Below are 23672 nucleotides of genomic sequence, written 5' to 3'. Positions count from 1 at the left end.
CTTCACTTGTTGAGGGATTCGTGAAAGCGTTCACATTCACAAGCAATCTGCACGTAAGATCAAGAGAGGTAGCAGCCATGGACTGGCGTCACAACGCCGTTTGCCGCGAGGAAGACCCCGAGCTCTTCTTCCCCATCGGCAACACCGGTCCCGCGCTGCTGCAGATCGAGGAAGCCAAGGCCGTCTGCCGTCGCTGCCCGGTTATGGAGCAGTGTCTGCAGTGGGCGCTCGAGTCCGGTCAGGACTCCGGCGTCTGGGGTGGTCTCAGCGAGGACGAGCGCCGCGCCATGAAGCGCCGTGCCGCCCGCAACCGGGCCCGTCAGGCCTCCGCCTGACACACCCACCCCGCACGAGCCTGAGCTTGGCGGCGCGTACAGCGAGTACGCATCTCCCGCCCCCGAGCCGCAGCGCGCAGTACCCCCGGTGCGCAGCAATAGCTGGCAACTGAGCTTTAGCCCCGGACCACATGTGGTCCGGGGCTCATTGCTGTGCCGACGACGGTCCGGGCGGGCGCCGCCCGCATCAGGCGCGGGCGCGGACCGGGATGTCCAGGATCACCCGCGTCCCCCGCCCGGGGGCCGGGACCATGTCGAACACGCCGCCCAACTCGCCCTCCACCAGCGTCCGGACGATCTGCAGACCGAGGTTGCCCGCCGTGTGCGGGTCGAAGCCCTCGGGCAGGCCGACCCCGTCGTCCTGGACGGTGACCAGGAGCCGGGCCTCCTTGGCCGTACCGCCGCGGACCGCCGCGACCTCGACGGTGCCGCTGTCGCCCTGGCGGAAGCCGTGTTCCAGGGCGTTCTGCAGAACCTCGGTCAGCACCATGGAGAGCGGGGTCGCGACCTCGGCGTCCAGGATGCCGAACCGGCCGCTGCGCCGACCGGTGACCGTGCCGGGCGAGATCTCGGCGACCATGGCCAGCACCCGGTCGGCGATCTCGTCGAACTCCACCCGCTCGTCCAGGTTCTGAGACAGCGTCTCATGCACGATGGCGATGGAGCCGACCCGCCGTACCGCCTCCTCCAGCGCCTCCCGTCCCCGCTCGGACTCGATGCGGCGGGCCTGGAGGCGGAGCAGCGCTGCGACCGTCTGGAGGTTGTTCTTCACCCGGTGGTGGATCTCCCGGATGGTCGCGTCCTTGGTTATCAACTCGCGCTCGCGCCGTCGCAGTTCGGTGACGTCCCGGAGCAGCACGAGCGAACCGATGCGGGTGCCCTTGGGCTTGAGGGGGATCGCGCGGAACTGGATCACCCCGTCGCTCGCCTCGATCTCGAACTCGCGCGGTGCCCAGCCGCTGGCGACCTTGGCGAGCGCCTCGTCCACGGGGCCCCGGGTGGGGGCGAGTTCGGCGGTGATCCGGCCGAGGTGCTGGCCGACCAGGTCGGAGGCCAGTCCCAGGCGGTGGTAGGCCGACAGGGCGTTCGGCGACGCGTACTGCACGATGCCGTCCGCGTCGAGGCGGATCAGCCCGTCACCGACGCGCGGCGAGGCGTCCATGTCGACCTGCTGGTCGGGGAACGGGAAGGCGCCGGCCGCGATCATCTGCGCCAGGTCGGAGGCGCTCTGGAGGTAGGTGAGCTCCAGGCGGCTCGGGGTGCGCACGGTCAGCAGGTTGGTGTTGCGCGCGATGACGCCGAGGACACGCCCCTCGCGCCGCACGGGGATGGACTCGACCCGGACCGGGACCTCCTCGCGCCACTCGGGGTCGCCCTCGCGCACGATCCGGCCCTCGTCCAGGGCGGCGTCCAGCATGGGGCGGCGCCCGCGTGGGACGAGGTGGCCGACCATGTCGTCCTGGTAGGAGGTGGGGCCGGTGTTGGGACGCATCTGCGCCACCGAGACATAGCGGGTGCCGTCCCGCGTCGGCACCCACAGGACCAGGTCGGCGAAGGAGAGGTCGGACAGCAGCTGCCACTCCGACACCAGCAGATGGAGCCACTCCAGGTCGGAGTCGCTGAGGGCGGTGTGCTGGCGGACCAGTTCGTTCATGGAGGGCACGTTTGCGAGGGTACCCGGGAGCTGCGACAACGCCGGAAATCGGCCGGCGCGGCAGCGCCACCGCACGGCGCCCGGGGTCCGAGAACACCCGCGGGCCGCGGCGCCGGGGAGGGACCCTCAACCCTCCCGGCACCGCAGCCCGGAGCAGCAACGGCCGCGGGGTGTGCGGTCCCGGTCGGCCGAAGGTCGAGGACCCGGAGCAGTCAGGGCAGAGAGCGCCGGTTCCTCGGTCCGTCTTCCTGTGCGGGGAAGACGGAGGTTCGTGCGAGCAGTCCTCGCTCGTGTGCGGCGAGAACACTGTACGTGCTGTACCTGCGCTTGTGGACTAGACCACATGCCAGGGACCATGGTGCTGGGTCCGGGCGCGTGTGTCCATGCGTCGGGGGGTGTTTGTTGTTGTCTCTTTATCGGACACCCACCGGCGTCTCCACCGCAGGGTAGCGGCCTTCGGCCCGCGCGGGGGCCGGATTTTTCCGCGTACGGCCGTCAGCGCGTCTCGGTCACCTTCGCCAGGGCGCGCGGGGCGTCCGGGTCCTGGCCGCGGGCGAGGGTCACCTCGTAGGCCAGGAGCTGGAGCGGGATGATCTCCAGGATCGCCCCGCCCCCGGTGCCGCGCATCCGGGGAACGGCCCGCACGGGAAGAGCAGGGGAATCCGGGGCGGCGGCCCCCTCCCCTGAAGGACCGATTCTGCTAGATTGGTCTATACCACATGTGTTTCGCGTGAGTGCCCTCGGGTCCACCCGCGCGAGCCCCTCTTCAGATCGGCAGGCCCAGCGTGGAAGTTGTCATCGTCCCGGACGCGAAGGCGGGCGGCGAGCTCATCGCCGAGGCCATGGCACAACTGCTCGGGCGCACGCCCGACGCCCTGCTCGGCGTGGCCACCGGATCGACGCCGCTGCCCGTCTACGAGGCCCTGGCGGCCAAGGTGCGCTCCGGTGCCGCCGATGTGTCGCGGGCGCGGATCGCCCAGCTCGACGAGTACGTGGGCCTGCCGGCCGACCACCCGGAGTCCTACCGTTCGGTACTCGCCCGCGAGGTGCTCCAGCCGCTCGGGATCGACATGCGGGCGTTCATGGGACCCGACGGCACGGCCGACGACATCCGGGCGGCGTGCGCGGCGTACGACGCGGCCCTTGCCGAGGCCGGCGGGGTGGACCTCCAACTGCTCGGTATCGGCACCGACGGGCACATCGGGTTCAACGAGCCGTGCTCCTCGCTCGCCTCGCGCACACGGATCAAGACGCTGACCGAGCGGACCCGGATCGACAACGCCCGCTTCTTCGACGGCGACATCGACCAGGTGCCGCATCACGTCATCACCCAGGGCATCGGAACCATCCTGGAGGCACGGCACCTGGTGCTCCTCGCGACCGGCGAGGGCAAGGCGGACGCGGTCGCCGCGACCGTCGAGGGGCCCCTCGCCGCGGTCTGCCCGGCCTCCGCGCTCCAGCTCCACCCGCACGCGACGGTGGTCGCGGACGAGGCCGCCGCGTCCAAGCTGAAGCTCGCCGACTACTTCCGGCACACCTACGCCCACAAGCCCGACTGGCAGGGCATCTGACCACGGCACGGGAAGGAGCCGGCCGGGCCCGGCGCCGTCCCGCCGGGGGTCGGGGCGGCGGCCACGCCCCGACCCGCTGTCACCCGGCGGGATGCCCCCGCCGCGGGGTCATGCGCCGGCGATGACCTCCGCCGCGGCCCGTCCGCAGACCCGTGCCGCCCCGTGCGTGGCGATGTGCAGGGCGCCGCGGGGGGCGGCCCCCGGAACGCCCATCTCGACCACGACGGTGTCGGGGCGCTGCGCGAGGATCGTGTCCAGGGCCCGCGCCATCCACGGGTGACGGTGCTCGTCGCGGACCACCGCCACGATCCGCCGTGCCCCGGCGGCCTCCAGCACGGCCCGTGCCGCCGTCTCCCCCGTGAAGCTGCCCATCTGGGTGCCCGGGAGCATGCGGACCAGTTCCGCGGCCACGCCCCACGGGGTGTCGTCGCCCACCGCGATGTTCGCAAGGGGGGTGAGGGCGGCGACGTACGGCGGCTCGGTGAGCGGGGTGAAGCCCTCCGCCCCGGTGACGGTCAGCGCGCGCCGGGCCGCGAGCAGACCGACGTCGTCCACCGCGCCGCCGGGGGCCGGCCGCGCGGCGGCGCCCTCGGCTCCCGCCGCCGCCGTCCACCGGGCCAGCGCCCGGACCCGTTCGGCCGCCTCGCCCAGCCGCTCCTCGGCCAGCTCGCCCGAGCGCACCGCCGTGACCAGGGCGTCCCGCAGACGTCGTACCGTCTCGTCGTCCGCGAGGCCGCCGCCCACACAGATGGCGTCCGCACCGGCCGCGATGGCGAGGACGCTGCCGCGCTCGATGCCGTACGTCCCGGCGATCGCCCGCATCTCCATGCCGTCGGTGACGATCAGGCCGTCGTAGCCGAGTTCGCCGCGCAGCAGACCGGTCAGGACGCGCCGGGACAGCGTGGCCGGGCGGTCCGGGTCCAGGGCCGGGACCAGGATGTGCGCGCTCATCATCGCGCGCGTGCCGGCCGCGATCGCCGCCCGGAACGGGGCGAGTTCGCGCTCCTGGAGCACCTGTGCCGACGCGTCGATGCGCGGCAGCGCGAGGTGGGAGTCGACCGCGGTGTCGCCGTGCCCGGGGAAGTGCTTGGTGCAGGCGGCGACGCCCGCGGACTGCAGTCCGGTGACATAGGCGGCGGTGTGGCGGGCCACCAGGTCGGTGTCGGCGCCGAAGGACCGCACGCCGATCACCGGGTTCGCGGGGTTGGAGTTCACGTCGGCGGAGGGCGCCCAGTTGAGGTTGACCCCGCACTCCGCGAGCCGGCGGCCCAGCTCGTGTGCCACCGAGCGGGTCAGCTCCACGTCGTCCACCGCGCCCAGCGCGTGGTTGCCCGGGAAGGAGGATCCCGACCGCGCCTCCAGGCGGGTGACGTCTCCCCCCTCCTCGTCGGTCGCCACCAGCACGTCGTCGCGCTCTGCGCGCAACTGGGCGGTCAGGGCGGCGAGCTGCCGCGGGGAGGCGATGTTCCGGCCGAACAGTCCCACGGACGCCAGTCCCTCGCCGAGGCGGCGCAGCAGCCAGTCGGGGGCACAGGTGCCGGTGAAGCCGGGCTGGAGGACGGTCAGCGCGTCGCGGGTGAGGGTGTCGGTACCGCTGGCGAATGTCGTCATCGGGGGTGTCATCCCTTCACGGCGCCCGCGGTGAGGCCCGCGGCCATTTTGCGCTGGACGAGGAGGAAGAGCACGACGATCGGCACCGCCATCATCGTGGCCCCGGCCATCATCGGGGCGTACTCGGTGCCGTGCTGGGTGGTGAAGTTCCCGAGCCAGACGGTCGCGGTCTGGTGCTGCTGGCTCATCAGCATCAGGGCGTACAGATACTCGTTCCAGGCCTGGATGAAGCCGTAGACCGAGGTGGCGACCAGGCCGGGGGCGAGCAGCGGGAAGACCACGCGCAGGAAGGCGCCCGTGCGGGAGCAGCCGTCCACCATCGCGGCTTCCTCCAGTTCGCCGGGGATGTTGACGATGAACCCGCGCAGCGTCCACACGGTGAACGGCAGGATGAAGGTCAGGTACGTGACGATGAGACCCGTCAGCCTGTCGTACTGATCAAGGTCGTTGAGCAGCAGGAAGACCGGGATGATCATGGCGACCAGCGGGACCATCTGGACCGCCAGGATGCCCACGATCACGGCCTTCCGGCCGCGGAAGGCGAAGCGGGAGATGGCGAGCGCGGCCAGCATCCCGACGACGATGCCGATCGCCACCACCGACAGGGACACGACCAGGCTGCGGCCGACCGGCCCCCAGAAGTCCGCGATGTCCAGCGCCCGGCGGAAGTTGGCCAGGGTGAAACCCGTCGGCAGCAGGCTCGGATCGGAGTCGATGGCGTCCTTGGCCGGCTTGACCGCCGTGTTGACCATCCAGTAGACGGGGAAGCCCGCGGTGACGAAGACGAGCAGGCCGAGCAGGTTCCAGCCGAGCCTCGACCTCCGGCGGGCGGAAGACACGAGGGTGCTCATTCGACCTCTCCGATCTTCAGCATCTGGCGCATGTACACGGCGACCACGCCGAGCAGCAGCAGCACGGTCAGCAGGGCGATGGCCGAACCCTGTGCATAGTCGTTGACGACGAACGCGCGGTCGTACGAGTAGGTGGTGAGGAGCTGGAACTCGGCCTCCGGATGGCCGCCGCGCATCACGAAGACCTGCGGGAAGACACCCATGTCCCAGATCACCGACAGGGTCGTGAGCATCACGACGACCGGCTTGAGGAGGGGCAGGGTGACATGGCGGAAGACCCCCCAGGCGCCCGCGCCGTCCAGCCGGGCCGCCTCCTGAAGCTCCTGGGGGACCTGGGTGAGGCCGGCGCTCAGCGTGATGACGACGAAGGGCACCGCGCCCCACACCACCAGGAGCATGATCACGGCCAGGCCCTGCGGTCCCGACGCGAACCAGTTGTGGCCGATCATCTCGACCCCGGGCAGTCTGCTCAGCAACGCGTTGAAGACGCCGTAGTCCGAGTCGAAGAGCCATTTGAAGACGGTGGTGGCCACGATGACGGGCATGCCCCAGCTGGCCACCAGCACGATGTTGACCAGTGTCTTCACCCAGCCGGAGACCCGTTGCAGCAGCAGGGCGATCAGCATGCCGGCGACCATCGTGAAGACGACGCAGCCGGCCGCGAAGACGATCGTGCGCAGCACGACGGCCCAGAACTCGCCGTCGCCCAGCACCTTGGTGAAGTTGGCGAATCCGACGGACCCGGGCGGCTGGAAGCCCCATAGCTGGGACTGGCCGAACTTCTGGAAGGAGAGGGTGACCAGGCGGACCAGCGGATAGCCCATCACCAGGGCGAGGATCAGCAGACAGGGCGCGAGCAGCAGCCAGGGGACCGCGGTCCCCCTCGACGTGCGCTGTCCGCGCGGCCGGTCCGGGACGACGGGTGGCGGTGCCGGCCGCGGCGGCGGCACCTTGGCAGGGGTGGTCGTGTCTGCGGCACTCATCGCGCACTCCTTGGCGGTCCCTCAGGTCGAACGGGACGCGGGGCCCCGGCCCCGGACTGCTCCGGGCCACGGGGCCCCGCGCTCAGGTCACTTGGTGTTGATGACCTTGTCGATCGCGGCGTCCGCGTCCTTCGCGGCGGCCTCGACCGACTTCTTGCCGGTGCCGATGTCCTGCAGCATGGTCTGCAGGATCTGCGCCTTCTCGACCTGGCCCCAGCCCGGTGCCATCGGGACGAACCAGTTGGACTCGGCCGCGGTGGCGGGGACCGCCGTCGCCGGGTCGTTCTTCAGCGTGGCGAGGTCCGTCTTGTTGTTGGGCAGGTTGCCCTTGGCCATCAGGCCCTTCTGGCCCTGCGTGCCGGTGAACGCGTTGATCCACTCGCCGGCCAGATCCTGCGCCTTGGACTTGACCGGGATCGCGAGGTCCGAACCGCCCAGGAACACCGGGATGTTCTTGCCGGACGGGCCGGGCATCACGAAGTTCTCGAGGTTGTCCTTGAGCTTGCCGGTCTTGTCGTTCTTCGGGTCCGCCGCGGTCGCGCCCTCCCAGGCGGCGGCGAAGATCATGGCGGACTTGCCCTGGCCGTAGACGATGTACCGGTCGGACTCGTCCTTGGTCTTGTCGCCGTGCATGTACGTGTCGACGACGTTCTTGAACTCGGTGAGGCCCTTGACGGACTCGGGCGAGGAGAGGTCGGCCTTCCACTGGCCGCCCTCCTCCTTGGCGATGGAGCCGCCCGCGTCGTAGACGAAGGACATGGCCGCGTACCAGTCGCGCGTCGGCTGGTACCAGGCGTTGAAGGTGCCGCCCTCCTTCTTCTGGATCTTGTCCAGGTCGGCGGTCAGCTCCTGGTACGTCCTCGGGGGCGTCTTGATGCCCACCGAAGCCGCGATGTCCTTGCGCCAGTTGGCGACACGGCCGCCGGCGTAGTACGGGACGCCGTAGGTCTTGCCCTCGTAGGTGACGGAGGTCTTGAGGCCGTCCAGCCACTGGCCGGAGTTGTCGAACTTGGCCGGGTCCACCTGCGCGAAGGCGCCCTTGACCATGTAGCCGAGCATCTCGCTGTTGCCCATCTCGACCACATCGGGCACCTTGTCGGTGGCGAGGACCGCGTCGAGCTTGGTGTTCTTGTCCGGCCAGGCGTAGTACTCGTGCTTGATCTTCAGACCGGGGTGCTTCTTGGTCACGGCGTCGTCCGCGGCCTTCACCAGCGCGGGCCAGTTGTTCTGCGCGTCGACCGTCAGCCAGACGGTGAGTTCCTTGGCGTCCGACCCCCCGGACGACTTGCTGCCGCCGTCCCCGCATGCCGCGATGGAGACCATCATGCCCGCGATTCCGATCGCGGCTATCAGCTTGCGCTTCACGCCCACCCTCCTCAGGGATGCCACCAACCCCCCTTGTCCCCGCGGCGACCGATGACGACTACCGCCCGTGGGGCCGGGACCTGGACCAATGGTGTAGACCAGTACGGGGAGCTTGGCCCAGACCAATAGGCGTGTCAAGGGTGTTCGGCGCGGTCCCGGCGTCCGTTATGGGACCTACATATGCAAGAACCTTTAAGTAGGAACCCAGCGAAAAGGGCAGGCCAGTGAGGGCTCGCCCGACTGGACCACTTCGACGTCGGTGGACTAGACCAGAGGGGTGGCCGACGGTATACAGAGGGGATCCCCGGACGCGCGCCGGGGAACGCGGAGCTTGTGGGGGCACCCCCCGCAGCGAGCCGTGCCACGATTGAGCCGCGACCGACGGCGTGTCGGTCGCTTCGGCATCCGGAGCCGGGAAGGCAGACCATGAGCACCGACGTCAGCAGTGCGGAAAGCGAGGGCGGGGCGACCGTCCGCACCGCGCGCGTGCCTAAGTACTACCGTCTGAAGAAGCATCTGCTGGGCATCACGGAGACACTGCCGCCCGGGACTCCGGTACCGCCCGAGCGCACGCTGGCCGCGGAGTTCGACACCTCGCGCACGACGGTGCGCCAGGCCCTGCAGGAACTGGTCGTCGAGGGCCGGCTCGAACGCATCCAGGGCAAGGGCACGTTCGTCGCCAAGCCGAAGGTCTCCCAGGCGCTGCAGCTCACCTCGTACACGGAGGACATGCGCGCCCAGGGCCTCGAACCCACCTCGCACCTGCTGGACATCGGCTACATCACCGCCGACGACACCCTCGCCGGGCTGCTCGACATCGCGGCCGGCGGCCGGGTGCTGCGCATCGAGCGGCTGCGGCTGGCGAGCGGCGAGCCCATGGCGATCGAGACGACGCACCTGTCCGCCAAGCGCTTTCCGGCGCTGCGCCGCTCGCTGGTCAAGTACACCTCCCTCTACACGGCGCTCGCGGAGGTCTACGACGTCCATCTCGCGGAGGCCGAGGAGACCATCGAGACCTCGCTGGCCACGCCCCGCGAGGCGGGCCTGCTCGGCACGGACGTCGGCCTGCCGATGCTGATGCTCTCCCGGCACTCGCTGGACCGGCAGGGCAAGCCGGTGGAGTGGGTGCGGTCGGTCTACCGCGGGGACCGGTACAAGTTCGTGGCGAGGCTCAAGCGACCGCAGGACTGAGCCGATCGCCGGACTTGTCCCGCCGGCGAGGGCCGATATACGGACGAGGTCTTCCGCCTTCGGGCACCGTCACCTAGATTGCCTGCGCATTCCACAGGTGAACAGTGAGGGGACGGAGCCACCAGATGTCAGACCAGCCGGACGGGACGAGCGCGGCGAGGGTGACACCCTTGCGCGTCGTCATCGCCCTCTGCCTAGGAGCACCCTTTGTCGCGATGCTGTGGGTCGGCTCCTACGCCAAGACCGATCCCACGTTCATCGGCATCCCCTTCTTCTACTGGTACCAGATGCTGTGGGTGCTGATCTCCACGGGGCTGACCGTGACCGCCCACCAACTGTGGCGGCGTGACCAGCGCGCCCGTGCCGGCCACGGGGGAGGTGCGTCCCGATGAAGGACGGAGTGAACGGCGTCGCGCTCGGCGTCTTCATCTTCTTCTTCCTGGCCGTCACCGTGCTGGGCTTCCTGGCGGCGCGCTGGCGCAAGGCCGAGAACGAGCACAGCCTCGACGAATGGGGCCTCGGCGGACGGTCGTTCGGCACCTGGATCACCTGGTTCCTGCTCGGCGGGGACCTGTACACGGCGTACACCTTCGTGGCCGTGCCGGCGGCGGTCTACGCGGCCGGCGCGGCGGGCTTCTTCGCGGTGCCGTACACGATCCTCGTCTACCCGCTGATCTTCACCTTCCTGCCCCGGCTGTGGTCGGTGTCGCACCGGCACGGCTACGTGACGACCTCCGACTTCGTGCGCGGCCGCTTCGGCTCCAAGGGGCTGTCGCTGGCGGTGGCCGTCACCGGCATCCTGGCGACGATGCCGTACATCGCGCTCCAACTGGTGGGCATCCAGGCCGTGCTGGACGTGATGGGCGTGGGCGGCGGTGAGAACACCAACTGGTTCGTCAAGGACCTCCCGCTGCTGATCGCCTTCGCCGTGCTGGCCGCGTACACGTACTCGTCGGGTCTGCGGGCCCCCGCGCTGATCGCGTTCGTCAAGGACGGGCTGATCTACATCGTCATCGCGGTGGCGATCATCTACATCCCGATCAAGCTGGGCGGCTTCGACGACATCTTCGCCAAGGCCGGCCATGCGTTCGCGCAGACCAGTCCGCTGACGGGGAAGCCGCGCGGGGCGCTCGCGCCGCCGGAGGCGGGCCAGTGGACCTATGCGACGCTCGCCCTGGGCTCCGCGCTCGCGCTGTTCATGTACCCGCACTCGATCACGGCGACGCTGTCCTCGCGCAGCCGTGAGGTGATCCGCCGCAACACCACGATCCTGCCGCTGTACTCGCTGATGCTGGGTCTGCTGGCGCTGCTGGGCTTCATGGCGATCGCGGCGGGCGTGAAGGTGCAGAACGGGCAGCTCGCGATTCCGCAGCTGTTCGAGAACATGTTCCCGGACTGGTTCGCGGGTGTGGCGTTCGCGGCGATCGGCATCGGGGCGCTGGTCCCGGCGGCGATCATGTCCATCGCGGCCGCCAACCTGTTCACCCGCAACATCTACAAGGACTTCATCAAGCCGGACGCCACGGCGAAGGAGGAGACCCGGGTCTCCAAGATCGTGTCGCTGCTGGTGAAGGTGGGCGCCCTGGTCTTCGTGCTGACGATGGACAAGACGGTCGCCATCAACTTCCAGTTGCTGGGCGGCATCTGGATCCTGCAGACCTTCCCGGCCCTGGTCGGCGGACTGTTCACCCGCTGGTTCCACCGCTGGGCGCTGCTCGCGGGCTGGGCGGTCGGCATGGTCTACGGCACGCTCGCGGCGTACGGTGTCGCGTCCCCGACGCAAGCGCACTTCGGGGGCTCGGCGAAGGAGATCCCGGGCATCGGCGAGATCGGCTACATCGGTCTGACGGCGTTCGTGTTGAACGTCCTCGTCACGGTGGTCCTGACCTTCGTCCTGAAGGCCCTGAAGGCCCCCGAGGGCGTCGACGAGACCAGGCCGGACGACTACACGGCGGACGCGGGCGACCCCGGCGTCCGGGCGGAACTGCCCCCGGCCACGGCCGGCACGGCCCATTAGGGACCCGTGGGTGACGGGCCGTCGGAGAAATCCGGCGGCCCGTTGTCGTACCCGTCCGGCACACTCGCCCTCATGGACATCACCATCCGGCAGGCACTGCCCGTGGAATACGCGGCCCTCGGCGAGCTCACCGCCCGGGCCTACCTCCAGGACGGGCTGCTCGACTTCGGCGAGAACGACGCCTACCTCGGCGAGCTGAGAGACGTGGCCAAGCGGGCCGGCGCCGCCGAGGTGCTGGCCGCCGTGGAGGACGACCGGGTTCTCGGCGGGGTCACCTTCGTACCGGCGGGCGGGCCCATGGCCGACATCGCCGGTCCCGGCGAGGCCGAGATACGGATGCTGGCCGTCGATCACGCGGCCCGCGGACGCGGCGTCGGCGAGGCCCTGGTGCGTGTCTGCGTCGACCGTGCCCGTACGGTCCCCGGCTGTCGGCGCGTGGTGCTGTCCACCCAGCCCACCATGCACACCGCCCACCGCATCTACGCGCGCCTCGGCTTCCTGCGCACACCGGAGCGAGACTGGAGTCCACTCCCGCATCTCGACCTCGCGCTGCTCACCTATGCGTTGACCCTCTGACACGCTCCGGAGCCGACACGGCACAACATCTGGGGGTGACCTCGCGACCCGGCACAAGATGTATGCTCATGCTCGCTGTCGCCGCAGGGGAATCCGGTGCGAATCCGGAACTGTCCCGCAACGGTGTACTCGCGTGCATACGCACGCCTGTTCAGTCCGAGGACCTGCCGACAGCGCGCCCGGCCGACCGGCTCGGGCGCTGACGTCCGGGCCTCGTGGAATGGGCCGGTGGACGCGAGCCCGCGCGCGCTCGTGAGCTGCCCCTGCCCTCCCCAGGCCCCGTGCCGAGCGAGGGAGAGCCCCACGTGACCATCGCGCCAGCCGACCCGGTTTCAGCGACACCGGCTCCGGTGCCGCCCCCGGTGACCGACGGGACCGACGGTCCCGGTGCCGCGCTGCTGCGGACCCTGACCGAGCTGACCGCCGACCTCCCCGACGCCGACCCCGGCCGGGTCGCCGCCGCCGCCGCACGCGGCCGGTCGGCGCGCGCGGACGCCGCGGAACTGCGCGAGCTGGCCACGGAGGCGGCCGCCGGCCTCATCTCCGAGGACCCCGTCTACTCCCGGCTGGCCGCCCGGCTGCTGACCCTCACCATCCGCGCCGAGGCCGCCGCCCAGGGCGTCACGTCGTTCACCGAGTCCGTCGCCGTCGGACACCGAGAAGGCCTCATCGCCGACCGGACCGCCGCCTTCGTGCGCCTGCACGCCGCCCGGCTGGACACCCTCGTCGACACCGGCGCCGACGACCGCTTCGGCTACTTCGGGCTGCGCACCCTGCACAGCCGCTACCTCCTGCGGCACCCGATCACCCGCAAGGTCGTCGAGACGCCCCAGCACTTCCTGCTGCGCGTCGCCGCCGGCCTCGCCGAGGACGACTCGCCCCGCTCGGTGGACGACGTCGCGGCGCTCTACGGGCTCATGAGCCGCCTCGACTACCTCCCCTCCTCCCCCACCCTCTTCAACTCCGGCACCCGGCACCCCCAGATGTCGTCCTGCTACCTCCTCGACTCCCCGAAGGACGAGCTGGACTCCCTCTACGACCGCTACCACCAGGTCGCCCGCCTGTCCAAGCACGCCGGCGGCATCGGCATCGCCTACTCCCGCGTCCGCTCCCGCGGTTCGCTGATCCGCGGCACGAACGGGCACTCCAACGGCATCGTCCCGTTCCTGAAGACCCTGGACGCCTCCGTCGCCGCCGTGAACCAGGGCGGCCGGCGCAAGGGCGCGGCCGCCGTCTACCTGGAGACCTGGCACTCCGACATCGAGGAGTTCCTGGAACTGCGCGACAACACCGGCGAGGACGCCCGGCGTACCCACAACCTCAACCTCGCGCACTGGATCCCCGACGAGTTCATGCGCCGCGTGGGCGCCGACGAGCAGTGGTCGCTGTTCTCCCCCTCGGACGTGCCGGAGCTGGTCGACCTGTGGGGCGAGGAGTTCGACGCCGCCTACCGCAAGGCCGAGGCGGACGGCCTCGCCAGGAAGACCATCGCCGCCCGCGACCTGTACGGCCGCATGATGCGCACCCTCGCGCAGACCGGCAACGGCTGGATGACCTTCAAGGACGCCGCCAACCGCACCGCCAACCAGACGGCCGAACCGGGCCACGTCATCCACTCCTCCAACCTCTGCACGGAGATCCTGGAGGTCACCGACGACGGGGAGACGGCGGTCTGCAACCTGGGATCGGTCAACGTCGGTGCGTTCGTCGCCGACGGGGACATCGACTGGGAGCGGCTGGACGAGACGGTCCGCACCGCCGTCACCTTCCTGGACCGCGTCGTCGACATCAACTTCTACCCGACGGAGCAGGCCGGCCGGTCCAACGCCAAGTGGCGCCCGGTCGGACTCGGCGCGATGGGTCTGCAGGACGTCTTCTTCCAGCTGCGCCTGCCCTTCGACTCACCGGAGGCCAAGGCCCTGTCCACGCGGATCGCCGAGCGCATCATGCTCGCCGCGTACGAGGCGTCCGCCGACCTCGCCGAGCGCAGCGGCCGACTGCCGGCCTGGGACCGGACCCGCACCGCCCGGGGCGTGCTGCATCCCGACCACTACGACACCGAGCTGACCTGGCCGGAGCGCTGGGCGGCCCTGCGCGAGCGCATCGCCGCGGTCGGTCTGCGCAACTCCCTGCTCCTCGCGATCGCGCCGACCGCGACGATCGCCTCGATCGCCGGAGCGTACGAGTGCATCGAGCCGCAGGTGTCCAACCTGTTCAAGCGCGAGACGCTGTCCGGTGAGTTCCTCCAGGTGAACTCGTATCTGGTGCAGGACCTCAAGGAGCTGGGCGTCTGGGACGCCCGCACCCGTGAGGCGCTGCGCGACGCGAACGGCTCGGTGCAGGGCTTCGCGTGGATCCCCGAGGACGTCCGGGCGCTGTACCGCACGGCATGGGAGATCCCGCAGCGCGGCCTGATCGACATGGCCGCCGCCCGCACCCCCTTCCTGGACCAGGCCCAGTCCCTGAACCTGTTCATGGAGACGCCGACCATCGGCAAGCTCTCCTCGATGTACGCGTACGCCTGGAAGTCGGGCCTGAAGACGACGTACTACCTGCGCTCCCGCCCGGCGACCCGGATCGCCCGCGCGGCGCAGGCGCAGCCGGCCGTCCCCGTCCGGCAGGCGGCCGACCCCGACGCCGTCGCCTGCTCCCTGGAGAACCCCGAGTCCTGCGAGGCATGCCAGTAATGCCCGCCCGCCACCCGACCACCACCCCTGGAGGACGGCGCTTCGCGCCGACAGAAATGACCCGTCACGTCAACCTGCTCGACCCGGGCTTCGAACTGACCCTGCGCCCGATGCGCTACCCGGACTTCTACGAGCGCTACCGGGACGCCATCAAGAACACCTGGACCGTGGAGGAGGTCGACCTCCACTCGGACGTCGCCGACCTCGCGAAGCTGACGCCGGCCGAGCAGCACCTCATCGGCCGTCTGGTGGCCTTCTTCGCGACGGGTGACTCGATCGTCGCGAACAACCTGGTGCTGACGCTGTACAAGCACATCAACTCCCCTGAGGCGCGCCTGTACCTGTCGCGCCAGCTGTTCGAGGAGGCCGTCCACGTCCAGTTCTATCTGACACTGCTGGACACCTATCTCCCCGACCCGAAGGACCGCGCCGCCGCCTTCGCGGCCGTGGAGAACATCCCGTCCATCCGGGAGAAGGCCGAGTTCTGCTTCACCTGGATGGACTCGGTGGAGAAGCTGGACCGGCTGGAGACCAAGGCCGACCGCCGCCGCTTCCTGCTCAATCTGATCTGCTTCGCCGCATGCATCGAGGGACTGTTCTTCTACGGCGCCTTCGCCTATGTCTACTGGTTGCGCAGCCGGGGTCTGCTGCACGGCCTGGCCACCGGCACCAACTGGGTGTTCCGGGACGAGACGATGCACATGTCCTTCGCCTTCGACGTGGTCGACACCGTCCGCAAGGAGGAGCCGGACCTGTTCGACGACGCGTTGCAGCAGCAGGTCACCGACATGCTGCGGGAGGCCGTCGCGGCCGAGCTGCAGTTCGCGCGGGACCTGTGCGGTGACGGCTTGCCCGGCATGAACACCGACTCGATGCGCCAGTACCTGGAGTGTGTCGCCGACCAGCGCCTCACGCGCCTCGGTTTCGCCCCGGTGTACGGCTCGGAGAACCCCTTCTCCTTCATGGAGCTCCAGGGTGTTCAGGAGCTGACCAACTTCTTCGAGCGGCGTCCGTCGGCGTACCAGGTGGCGGTGGAGGGCACCGTCGACCTGGACGAGGACTTCTGAGCCTGCGCCGCCCTCATCTGGCGGTCGATCCGGCGCTCGCGGAGAAAGCCCCCGAGCGCCGGGCCGGCCAGGAGAGCGAAGAGGAGCAGGACGGTCGCGTATCCCGTGAATGCGTTCATGCGGTAAGTATCGTTCACTGCCGATGCTCCTGACAGCGGCTGGGCGCGGCGCCGACCGCCTGCCGGCGCACGTCCAGAGGCCCCGAGGGCGCCTGGACGTGCGCCCGGAGGCCTACCTCGGCAGCGCTCTCAGCAGCAGCCGGCGCGGGCGGAGCGTGATGCCGATGCGGGGCCTCGGGTCGGACCCGGGCACCTCCTCGAAGCGGTAGGCGGACGCCACCTCCGCCATGATCAACGTGAGTTCGGCCATCGAGAAGTGGTCTCCCGGGCACTTCCGGTTGCCGACCCCGAAGGGGGTCATCGCGTACTTCGGGACGTCCTTGGCGCGTTCCGGGAGCCAGCGGTGGGGGTCGAACCGCTCGGGCCGCTCGTAGGAGCGTGGGTCGTGCTGGATCGCGTAGGGGCTGTACACGACGTCCGCCCCGGCCGGGATGCGGTACCCGCCGAGCTGGGTGTCGGTCGTGGCCCGCCGCGTCAGAATCCACACGGCGGGGCGCACCCGCATGGTCTCGACGATGACATGGGCGGTGTACGTCAGATTCCGGATGTCCTCGAATGCGACCGGCCGGCCTCCCGTCACGGTATTCACTTCGTCGCGGATCCCGTCCGCCTGTTCCGGGTGATCCGTGAGCACCTGGAGAAGCGACATGACCATGGATCCCACTGTTTCGCTGCCGGCCGTGACGATGTCGACGACCTGGTCGTGGATCTCCTGTTCCCCTATGGGCTCACCGCTCTGGTCCTTCGCCTCCAGCAAAGCCATCAGCAAATCGTTCGGCTTTTGACCGGATGCCCGGCGGGCGGCGACGATCTCGTCGACGACGAGATGCAGATCGGCCAATGCCCGGTTGAAAGCGCGATTGGCCGGAACCGGCAGGCGGTACAGCGGTCCGAGCGGTATCACCATGCGCTGGTACATGCCGCTGAAGAGCGTGGCGAGCGCGGTGCAGATGCGCTCGGCCCGCTCGTCCATGTACGTGCCCCCCATCAGACAGCGCGCGACGACGCGCACGGCCACCCGGAACGACTCCGTCGTGACGTCGATGGTCGCGCCGGACCGCCAGCGCTCCACGAGCGCCCGCGCCTCCTGGGCCATGACCGGCCCGTAGCCGGGGATGGCCTCCTGCCGGAAGGCGGGCTGGATGGCGCGTCGCTGGCGCTGGTGCAGCGGACCGTTGCTGGTGGCGACGCCCTCCCTGCCGAGCAGGTCCTCCAGGGACTCCCACAGCGGGCCGCCGATCCGGAAGTCGGTGCTGAGCGCGAGGGCCCCGGCGAGCGCGGGGGTGGTGAGCGCGTACACCGTCTTGGGCCCGAGCCTCAGCCGGACGACGCCGCCGTCGTCGCGCAGCCGGCCCAGAAAGCCGAGCGGGTCACGGAAGAGGGTCCAGCCGTGGCCGAGGAGGGGGAGGCCGCCCGCGGCGAGCGGGGGGACGCGCGGGGGTGCCGCCGCCTCGGGCGCCTTCGCACCGACCGGTTCCAGGGTCATTTCCCACCTGCCGCTTCGTTGTCGACGTACGGGGGTGTCGAGCGGTCGTCCCAGCTCTCGACTCTGTAGCGGCCGGACTCATGGTGGAACCAGTAGACGGCGCTGAACCAGTTCCGCATGTTTGCGACGTTCGCCTTCACGGCATCGCCCAGTTCCTTTCCCTGCGCGGTGCCGCCCGCGAGGGATGCGGCGAACCGCAGTGCCTCCTTTTCGGCGGCGAGGAAACCGGATATGCATTCATCGATCCGCCGCCGCATGTCCCCGACGGCTTCTTCGAGTGTCATTCCCTCGTGCTGGACGAGACTGATCCCCAGATTGTGGACCTCGTCTCCCGCGATTTCCTTGGGGAGCGAGCACAGATCGTTGTACCAGGCGGCGAATTCCTGGCTGAGCAGTGCCGCCCGCCGGTACGCGGGGTGTTTCCGCACGGCGTCCGGCAGTTCGCAGCCCGCGCTGGGCTCGAGCAGATCGGTCCAGATCCAGTGCGCGAAGGTGAGCCGCCGCAGTTCCAGGTAGGCCTCGACGGTCGGGACTCTCCCGCGGGCGCGGTTGCGGAACTCCCGGTCGTACGCCTCGATCACCGCGTGGAAGTGCCGGGCGAAGCGCGCGTTCCACCGCTCACCCAGGAACGAATACAGGCGCCCCACGCTGTCCGCGAGCCCCGCCACCAGCGGGTCGGGCTGACGCAGATGGTGCCCGGGTGAGTCCAGGGCCGCATGGAGCTGGAACTTCAGCTTCCGCCAGGCGGCCGGCCGGCGGTGGACGATGTCACGGTCGTGGCGGTCGTCCCAGACGAAGAACCACGCGCTGTAGTCCGCTATCGCCTGCAGGACCTCGTCGGGGGCTCCGAGGTAGTAGCCCGCCATGAGGTCGGTGTAGCACAGCCCGTCGGCGTGTTCCTCGACCTTGTCCGCCGGCATGAGCCGCTTTTCCAGCAGCCAGGAACGTGTCTTCTCCTGCAGACGGGGCCAATACGGGTGCAGTCGACGGGGAAACGCGGTCTCGATGACCGGCAGACGGAGCGCCGGTGGAACCGCGACCGCGGTCGTCGTCGGTGAAGTGCTGTGTGGGAAAGGTGGCACGAACAAACCCCTCTCGGCAGCCGGTTGGCGTCACGCCCCTTGCGCCGTGCCGGGCGCGCGCCGTTGCGTATCGCCGCGCATTCCATTCAGCACCACAATCGACCGGTCTGGGAACGGATGTGACTCACCCGTCTCCGACCGTGCCGAGAACATCCCTTGTGTGACTCGATACAAGTCCGTGCAGACGTACCCGGGCTCGCATGTGCAACGCGCGCATGAACGACGCCTGGCCGGGAGCGGTGCTCCCGGCCAGGCGTCGTTCAGCCACGGTCTCAGTCGTTGGGCACCACGGGGTAGCGGGGCTCGTTCTCGGCCATCTGCCGCAGGGCGTCCTTGCGCTCGCGCTTGGACAGCCGGTCGATGTACAGGTAGCCGTACAGGTGGTCCGTCTCGTGCTGCAGACACCGGGCGAAGTAGCCCGTACCGCGCACCTTGATCGAGTTGCCCTTCTCGTCCTGCCCGGTGACCTCCGCGTAGTCGGGCCGGGCGAGCGGCGCGTAGGCGCCCGGGACGGACAGACAGCCCTCGTTGCTGTCGTCGAGGCGGCGCCGGTCGGCGGGCAGGTCGACGAGCCGGGGGTTGCAGACGACGCCCACGTGCCGTACGCCCTCGTCGTCCTGGCAGTCGTAGACGAACACCTTCAGGTCGACGCCGATCTGGTTGGCGGCCAGGCCCACGCCCTCGGCCGTGCGCTGGCTGGCGAACATGTCCGCGACCAACCGGTCCAGCTCCGCGCCGAACTCGGTGACGTCCTTGCACTCCTTGTGCAGCACCGGGTTCCCGACGACCGTGATCGGCCGCGAGGTGCCGCGCTCGCGCCAGGCCGTCTCGCGCTCCTCGGCGTTCTCGGTGTCGTTGACGAAGCCCTCGTCGTCCACGGGGAGCACGCCCGCGTGCTGCTGATCGGTGTCCTGCTGCGCCATGACCGACGTACGCCTTCCTGCAACCATGAGAAATCCTGCCCGTACAGACTACGGGGCGCGCCCGGGTGCTTCCCCGGGATTCCCGGGCCGGGCCGCCGGTCAGCAGACCTCTTCGAGGTCCCGCCAGTCCCGGGAGTCCGGGCTGTCCGCCACCCAGCCGTCGAGCAGCCCCCGCACCAGCGAGTCCGGCGCCGCGATGCCGCACTCACGCTCGGGCACCCACAGCTGCCCGTGCGTACGGTGCCCCAGCGGCCCCGGATGCCCCGGCTCGCTGTGGTCGTGCGGATCGAGGTGCTCGCCGTCGCCCTCGTCGGACGGCATCCGGGACTCGGAGCACGCGCGGCACAGCAGCCGCACGGACGAGGACCAATCCTCGGCGGCGAAACCGGCGTCGGCGGCCAGTTGCTCCAGCGCGTCCCGGTCGTCCTCGGTCGCGGCCTCCAGCAGCACGACCCAGGTGGGCACCGGCGAGGGCGCCCACAGCTCGATCTCGTCGAAGACCGGATAGGCGTGCCCGGCGGCCGTGGTGCGCTCCCCGTGGGGCACTCCGTCGTGCAGCACGACCTCGCCCCAGCGGCGCCCGGAGGACGGCAGCGGGATGGAGAGCACCTCGATGCGCGCGGGATCCAGCCGGCGCCCCCACACGACCTCGGCCTCGCCCTCCGGCGACAGCCGTACGGCGGCGCTGCCCAGCTCCATCCCGTCGGGCTCGGTGGAGACGGTGGCCCCGCCGGGCACCCGCAGCCCGTACGCCTGCCAGGCGCGGCGGGCCAGCGGCCAGTCCTGCAGGGCGGTGGCCGCGATGCCCACGTTCCACCAGTCCGGCGCCCCGGTCTCCCGGTCGAGCAGGGCCACGGCACGCAGCCCGGCCGCGCGGGCCTGCTCCCAGTCGTGGCGGAACTTGTGCAGCAGGGCGAGGTTGAACCAGGACTCCGACAGCCACGGCTCCAGGTCCGCGGCGCGGGTCAGCAGCGCACCCGCGTCCTCGTACCGGCCGTCGCCGATCAGCGTGAACGCGCGGTCGGTGGCCTGCCGCCAGGAGGCGGAGGGCCGGTGCCGTCCCTTCCCGAAGATCCTCACGATTCCCGCCTGCCAGTCCCTTGCGATTCCCGCCTGCCGGTTCCCTGCCGTCCGCGGGGTCACGCGCGAGCTGTGCCCCCGAACACCCTCTCCTCGCATCCAACCACGTACCGCCGGACGGGCGCTCATTACCCATGGGTTACCCCGCTGTCGGCAAGGTCAGACCGTCTCTGCGCAACACCCTCGCGAGTGACTGGACGACCTCGGGCTCGTAGTCGCGGGCGCAGGCGAGGCGCAGCCGCTCCAGCGCGCTGAGGGGTCCCCCCGGCCCCGCTTGTGCCCGCGCCATCTCCTCGTAGGCGTTCACGGCCCGGACGATCCTGGCGCCGACCGGCTGGTCCCGGTAGGGGTCGGCCTGCCGCTCCACGACGACCGCGACCTCGGCGTCCACCCCGGTCTGCCGGACGACGGCGCCGCCGAGGAGCGCGATGCGCCGCTGCTCCTCGGCGGGCAGCACGGCGGTGGCGCCCGCCGGCACGGGGTCGACGAGGCTGAGCTGCCCGATGTCGTGCATGAGCGCCGCGTACTCCAGCACGGTCAGTTCGGGCTCGCTCAGGCCCAGCTCACGGCCGACGGCCCGGCTGAGCGCGGCGACCCGGCGGGCGTGCCCGGGGGGTGTGTACCCGGCGATCTCGGTGGCGCGCGCCAGGGAGGCGACGGTCTGCCGGCAGGTGGTGCGCACGGCCGCGTAGCGCCGGCCGGAGAGCTGGGTGAGCAGCAGCGGCAGCGAGAGGACGGGCAGCGCCCACAGGCCCACCACGGCGACGGCCGGCGACATCACGGCACCGGTCGCGCAGACGGCGGAGCCGATGCCGAGCCGGGCGCGCAGGTCGTCGCGCAGCAGCGGACCGAACGGCCGGCGGGTCCGGGCGTGCGCCAGGGCGGCGGCGAGCACGGCGTCGCAGAGGGTGGTGAGCACCAGCAGGGCGACGACGAGCAGGGTGTAGGCGGGCCCGCCCCAGCCGTGCGGGCCGCCGTGGCGGAAGACCGGCTGGAAGCAGAGGGCGGCGAAGCCCACGGTCAGCAGGCGGCGGGTGAGATGGTCGGCGGTGGAGCCGCGGCCCCGGGCCACGTGCGGGACACAGCCGGCGAGGGCGGCCGTGAGGACCACGGTGACGACCTGCGGCACCCCGTGGTGGCTGGGCCGCCCGGCGATCTGCCCGAGCAGGGCGTAGGAGAGCGCCCCGGCCGCGCCGAGGGGTGCGGGCTCCCGCTCGCCGCTGCCGCTCCACCGGGACAGCTCCCCCACGGCGGCGAGCACCCCGAAGGCGAGGGCGACGCCGGGTTCCTCCAGGCCGTGCCAGAGGGTCAGGCCGAGACAGCCGGCGGCGAGCAGCGCGGCGGTCGTGTGGGCGAGGACGAGGGGGAGGCGGCCGGCGGTCATGCGCCGCCCCCGCCGTGCCCGCGCCCGGCCGGCTGACCGGCCACGGGCCGGGGCGGTGGTGGTACGTTCCCGTGCCGCTCGTCGGCGGTCACCGCCGGGTACCAGCCGCCGCCGTTCCCGGCGTCGTCCGAACCGGGGCGTCCTGCTCGCTCCAGCGCGCGGATCAGCGCGTGCACCATCGCCGGGTCGAACTGCGTGCCCGCGCACCGCCGCAGTTCCTCCAGCGCGGCCGCGACGGGCCGGGCGCGCCGGTAGGAGCGGGTCGACGTCATCGCGTCGAAGGCGTCGGCGACCGCGACCACCCGCGCGGGCTCCGGGATCTGCCGGTCCCTCAGCCCGTAGGGGTATCCGGTGCCGTCGAGCCGCTCGTGGTGGTGGAGGATCGCGGACCGTGCCTCGCCGAGGAACCCGATGCCGCGGACGATCTCGTGGCCGTACTCGGGGTGCAGTTCGATGATCCGGCGCTCCTCGGGTGTGAGCGGCCCCTCCTTGCGCAACAGCCGGGTGGGCACGCCGAGTTTGCCCACGTCGTGCAGGATCCCGGCGAACCGCAGCACCTCCACGCGGTGGTCGTCCAGGCCCAGCTCGCGGGCGATCATCATGGACGCCTGTCCGACCCGTTCGCTGTGGCCGCGGGTGTAGCCGTCCTTGAGGCCGACGGCCTGGACGAGCGCGCGGATCGTCGCGTGGTGGGCGGCCCGCTCCCGGTGGTACTGGGCGAAGACCCAGCAGGAGACGTACATGGGCAGCAGCACGAGCAGCGCCGTCACCGGCCCGTAGGGGCTGCGCCACAAGACAGCCATCATCAGTCCGGCGAGCCCGTGCACGGCGACGGGCGCGAGGGAGCGCAGGAACAGCCCGCGCCAGGCGGTGCGCGCCGCTGCCCTCCCCCGCCGCGGTGAGGGCGCGGGAGGTGCCCCCACGCCCAGCGCCAGGATTCCGCCGTCGAGCACGGTGAGCGCCAGGCAGAACACCACGACCGCGGCCCCGGCGGTCAGGAGGGCGTGGGAGAAGTGGGGGCCGGCGACCGCGGTGTGCCCGCCGAGAGACCAGTGGACGCGGGACGCGGCCCACACGGCGAGGGCGAGCCGTGCCGCCCGCCAGCCGCGGCGCAGCCAGGACGGCCGCCCGGTGACACCGGCGAGCAGGGCACCGGGCAGCGGCACGAACGCGGCGGCCGCGGGCGGCAGCAGAAAGGCCCCGGCGAGCAGCACGGGGTAGAAGGTGCCCATGCCCTCCGGGGCCCGGTGGCCGCCGGGGGGCGTGGTCCGCCCGGCTCGGGTGCGGTCGAGGGCCCGGGGCAGGGGCAGCCGCTCGCAGCCGGCGTGGAGCGCGGCGAGCAGCGCGACCGCCCGCCAGGGGACGGGGAGATCCGGCAGCGGGGCCACGCACACCAGGGCGCCGAGGACGGCGCAGCCGACGTAGACGGCTGCCGACGGCCGGACCGGCCCCATGACGTACCTCCCCCCGAACCCGCACCGTTGTCCCGGACCGGGCGGGTGCGGCCATGCCCCGTTCAGGCTCGGGAGCCTAGAGGGGAGGGCGACCCCGGGGGGTGGCTTTGAGGGGAATCCGTGGGCCTGTGACCCACGGATTAGCACGTTCGAATGACGAGCCCTCAAGGATTGACCGCCGTCTCGCACGAGGGTTCTGAACCCTCGTGCGGGTAGGGGGGGGGGCGCGGTGGGGT

At 70.9% G+C, this 23672-nt stretch carries 19 protein-coding genes, 1 pseudogene and 1 riboswitch; of the genes and pseudogenes, 8 read left to right on the top strand and 12 right to left on the bottom strand.

The genetic code is table 11. The annotated features are described in order from the left end of the window. Positions 1-77 precede the first annotated feature (77 nt). Positions 78-335 carry a WhiB family transcriptional regulator gene (locus tag ACWD5Q_RS23985; protein ID WP_016639615.1) on the top strand — a complete coding sequence of 86 codons (258 nt, stop codon included), beginning with the start codon at positions 78-80 and terminating at the stop codon, positions 333-335. Between the two features lie 187 nt (positions 336-522). On the opposite strand, the gene ACWD5Q_RS23980 is transcribed toward ACWD5Q_RS23985, so the two are convergent. Next, positions 523-1998 (bottom strand): PAS domain-containing sensor histidine kinase, encoded by a 1476-nt coding sequence (locus tag ACWD5Q_RS23980; RefSeq protein WP_451429078.1) that lies wholly within the window; start codon positions 1996-1998, stop codon positions 523-525. Positions 1999-2484: 486 nt separating this feature from the next. Beyond that, positions 2485-2592: pseudogene (locus tag ACWD5Q_RS23975) on the bottom strand (SIS domain-containing protein); the annotation flags it as partial. 182 nt (positions 2593-2774) lie between these two features. Here ACWD5Q_RS23975 and nagB point away from each other — a divergent pair. Next, positions 2775-3560: a glucosamine-6-phosphate deaminase gene (nagB, locus tag ACWD5Q_RS23970; RefSeq protein WP_451429077.1), complete on the top strand. Its 786-nt coding sequence runs from the start codon at positions 2775-2777 to the stop codon at positions 3558-3560. 108 nt (positions 3561-3668) lie between these two features. On the opposite strand, the gene ACWD5Q_RS23965 is transcribed toward nagB, so the two are convergent. The 4 genes from ACWD5Q_RS23965 to ACWD5Q_RS23950 all read right to left on the bottom strand — a co-directional run bounded on the left by ACWD5Q_RS23965 (position 3669) and on the right by ACWD5Q_RS23950 (position 8370). Beyond that, positions 3669-5171 carry a glycoside hydrolase family 3 protein gene (locus ACWD5Q_RS23965; RefSeq protein WP_451429076.1) on the bottom strand — a complete coding sequence of 501 codons (1503 nt, stop codon included), beginning with the start codon at positions 5169-5171 and terminating at the stop codon, positions 3669-3671. Positions 5172-5179: 8 nt separating this feature from the next. Next, on the bottom strand, positions 5180-6022 hold the full coding sequence (locus ACWD5Q_RS23960; protein WP_451429075.1) for a carbohydrate ABC transporter permease: 843 nt from the start codon (positions 6020-6022) through the stop codon (positions 5180-5182). Further along, positions 6019-7005: a carbohydrate ABC transporter permease gene (locus tag ACWD5Q_RS23955; RefSeq protein ID WP_451429074.1), complete on the bottom strand. Its 987-nt coding sequence runs from the start codon at positions 7003-7005 to the stop codon at positions 6019-6021. The genes ACWD5Q_RS23960 and ACWD5Q_RS23955 overlap by 4 nt, the downstream gene beginning before the upstream one ends. A gap of 87 nt (positions 7006-7092) precedes the next feature. Next, on the bottom strand, positions 7093-8370 hold the full coding sequence (locus ACWD5Q_RS23950) for an extracellular solute-binding protein (RefSeq protein ID WP_451429073.1): 1278 nt from the start codon (positions 8368-8370) through the stop codon (positions 7093-7095). Positions 8371-8796: 426 nt separating this feature from the next. On the opposite strand from ACWD5Q_RS23950, the gene ACWD5Q_RS23945 reads away from it, so the two are divergent. The 6 genes from ACWD5Q_RS23945 to ACWD5Q_RS23920 all read left to right on the top strand — a co-directional run bounded on the left by ACWD5Q_RS23945 (position 8797) and on the right by ACWD5Q_RS23920 (position 15908). Next, positions 8797-9561, top strand: coding sequence for a GntR family transcriptional regulator (locus ACWD5Q_RS23945; RefSeq protein ID WP_451429072.1), 765 nt, complete (start codon positions 8797-8799; stop codon positions 9559-9561). A 125-nt stretch (positions 9562-9686) separates the two neighbouring features. Further along, positions 9687-9953: a DUF3311 domain-containing protein gene (locus ACWD5Q_RS23940; RefSeq protein WP_451429071.1), complete on the top strand. Its 267-nt coding sequence runs from the start codon at positions 9687-9689 to the stop codon at positions 9951-9953. Then, positions 9950-11578 (top strand): monocarboxylate uptake permease MctP, encoded by a 1629-nt coding sequence (gene mctP / locus ACWD5Q_RS23935; RefSeq protein ID WP_451429070.1) that lies wholly within the window; start codon positions 9950-9952, stop codon positions 11576-11578. The genes ACWD5Q_RS23940 and mctP overlap by 4 nt, the downstream gene beginning before the upstream one ends. Before the next feature lie 72 nt (positions 11579-11650). After that, positions 11651-12154 carry a GNAT family N-acetyltransferase gene (locus ACWD5Q_RS23930; RefSeq protein ID WP_451429069.1) on the top strand — a complete coding sequence of 168 codons (504 nt, stop codon included), beginning with the start codon at positions 11651-11653 and terminating at the stop codon, positions 12152-12154. A gap of 62 nt (positions 12155-12216) precedes the next feature. Beyond that, positions 12217-12340, top strand: a riboswitch (cobalamin riboswitch). A gap of 119 nt (positions 12341-12459) precedes the next feature. Further along, on the top strand, positions 12460-14841 hold the full coding sequence (locus ACWD5Q_RS23925; protein WP_451429068.1) for a ribonucleoside-diphosphate reductase subunit alpha: 2382 nt from the start codon (positions 12460-12462) through the stop codon (positions 14839-14841). Between the two features lie 56 nt (positions 14842-14897). After that, the gene (locus ACWD5Q_RS23920) at positions 14898-15908 is read left to right on the top strand and encodes a ribonucleotide-diphosphate reductase subunit beta (protein ID WP_451429067.1); all 1011 of its coding nucleotides are present in this window, start codon (positions 14898-14900) and stop codon (positions 15906-15908) included. 231 nt (positions 15909-16139) lie between these two features. Here ACWD5Q_RS23920 and ACWD5Q_RS23915 read toward each other — a convergent pair whose 3' ends face one another. The 6 genes from ACWD5Q_RS23915 to ACWD5Q_RS23890 form a co-directional block, all read right to left on the bottom strand. After that, positions 16140-17513 carry a bifunctional albaflavenone monooxygenase/terpene synthase gene (locus ACWD5Q_RS23915; RefSeq protein WP_451429066.1) on the bottom strand — a complete coding sequence of 458 codons (1374 nt, stop codon included), beginning with the start codon at positions 17511-17513 and terminating at the stop codon, positions 16140-16142. Further along, positions 17510-18595: an epi-isozizaene synthase gene (gene cyc1 / locus ACWD5Q_RS23910; protein ID WP_451429065.1), complete on the bottom strand. Its 1086-nt coding sequence runs from the start codon at positions 18593-18595 to the stop codon at positions 17510-17512. Before cyc1 ends, ACWD5Q_RS23915 begins: the two co-directional genes overlap by 4 nt. Before the next feature lie 272 nt (positions 18596-18867). Further along, a complete protein-coding gene (gene def / locus ACWD5Q_RS23905) occupies positions 18868-19518 on the bottom strand; it encodes a peptide deformylase (RefSeq protein ID WP_451429114.1) in 651 nt (216 codons plus the stop codon). 99 nt (positions 19519-19617) lie between these two features. Continuing rightward, positions 19618-20598 (bottom strand): tetratricopeptide repeat protein, encoded by a 981-nt coding sequence (locus tag ACWD5Q_RS23900; protein ID WP_451429064.1) that lies wholly within the window; start codon positions 20596-20598, stop codon positions 19618-19620. Positions 20599-20737: 139 nt separating this feature from the next. Continuing rightward, positions 20738-21982 carry an HD-GYP domain-containing protein gene (locus ACWD5Q_RS23895; RefSeq protein WP_451429063.1) on the bottom strand — a complete coding sequence of 415 codons (1245 nt, stop codon included), beginning with the start codon at positions 21980-21982 and terminating at the stop codon, positions 20738-20740. Continuing rightward, the gene (locus ACWD5Q_RS23890) at positions 21979-23436 is read right to left on the bottom strand and encodes an HD-GYP domain-containing protein (RefSeq protein ID WP_451429062.1); all 1458 of its coding nucleotides are present in this window, start codon (positions 23434-23436) and stop codon (positions 21979-21981) included. The genes ACWD5Q_RS23895 and ACWD5Q_RS23890 overlap by 4 nt, the downstream gene beginning before the upstream one ends. Positions 23437-23672 lie beyond the last annotated feature (236 nt).

It is taken from the genome of Streptomyces sp. NPDC002513, assembly GCF_053595355.1.
Note: the sequence above shows the minus strand (reverse complement) of the source record. Positions and strands in the feature narration are given on the sequence as shown.

What these genes read in the sequence shown, in the direction of transcription:
- ACWD5Q_RS23930 (WP_451429069.1), top strand. Translation starts at nt 11,651, where the DNA reads ATGGACATCACCATCCGGCAGGCACTGCCCGTGGAATACGCGGCCCTC.
- ACWD5Q_RS23985 (WP_016639615.1), top strand. Translation starts at nt 78, where the DNA reads ATGGACTGGCGTCACAACGCCGTTTGCCGCGAGGAAGACCCCGAGCTC.
- ACWD5Q_RS23895 (WP_451429063.1), bottom strand. Translation starts at nt 21,982, where the DNA reads ATGACCGCCGGCCGCCTCCCCCTCGTCCTCGCCCACACGACCGCCGCG.
- ACWD5Q_RS23955 (WP_451429074.1), bottom strand. Translation starts at nt 7,005, where the DNA reads ATGAGTGCCGCAGACACGACCACCCCTGCCAAGGTGCCGCCGCCGCGG.
- def (WP_451429114.1), bottom strand. Translation starts at nt 19,518, where the DNA reads ATGGCGCAGCAGGACACCGATCAGCAGCACGCGGGCGTGCTCCCCGTG.
- ACWD5Q_RS23915 (WP_451429066.1), bottom strand. Translation starts at nt 17,513, where the DNA reads ATGACCCTGGAACCGGTCGGTGCGAAGGCGCCCGAGGCGGCGGCACCC.
- ACWD5Q_RS23960 (WP_451429075.1), bottom strand. Translation starts at nt 6,022, where the DNA reads ATGAGCACCCTCGTGTCTTCCGCCCGCCGGAGGTCGAGGCTCGGCTGG.
- ACWD5Q_RS23945 (WP_451429072.1), top strand. Translation starts at nt 8,797, where the DNA reads ATGAGCACCGACGTCAGCAGTGCGGAAAGCGAGGGCGGGGCGACCGTC.
- ACWD5Q_RS23965 (WP_451429076.1), bottom strand. Translation starts at nt 5,171, where the DNA reads ATGACGACATTCGCCAGCGGTACCGACACCCTCACCCGCGACGCGCTG.
- mctP (WP_451429070.1), top strand. Translation starts at nt 9,950, where the DNA reads ATGAAGGACGGAGTGAACGGCGTCGCGCTCGGCGTCTTCATCTTCTTC.
- ACWD5Q_RS23920 (WP_451429067.1), top strand. Translation starts at nt 14,898, where the DNA reads ATGACCCGTCACGTCAACCTGCTCGACCCGGGCTTCGAACTGACCCTG.
- ACWD5Q_RS23890 (WP_451429062.1), bottom strand. Translation starts at nt 23,436, where the DNA reads ATGGGGCCGGTCCGGCCGTCGGCAGCCGTCTACGTCGGCTGCGCCGTC.
- ACWD5Q_RS23940 (WP_451429071.1), top strand. Translation starts at nt 9,687, where the DNA reads ATGTCAGACCAGCCGGACGGGACGAGCGCGGCGAGGGTGACACCCTTG.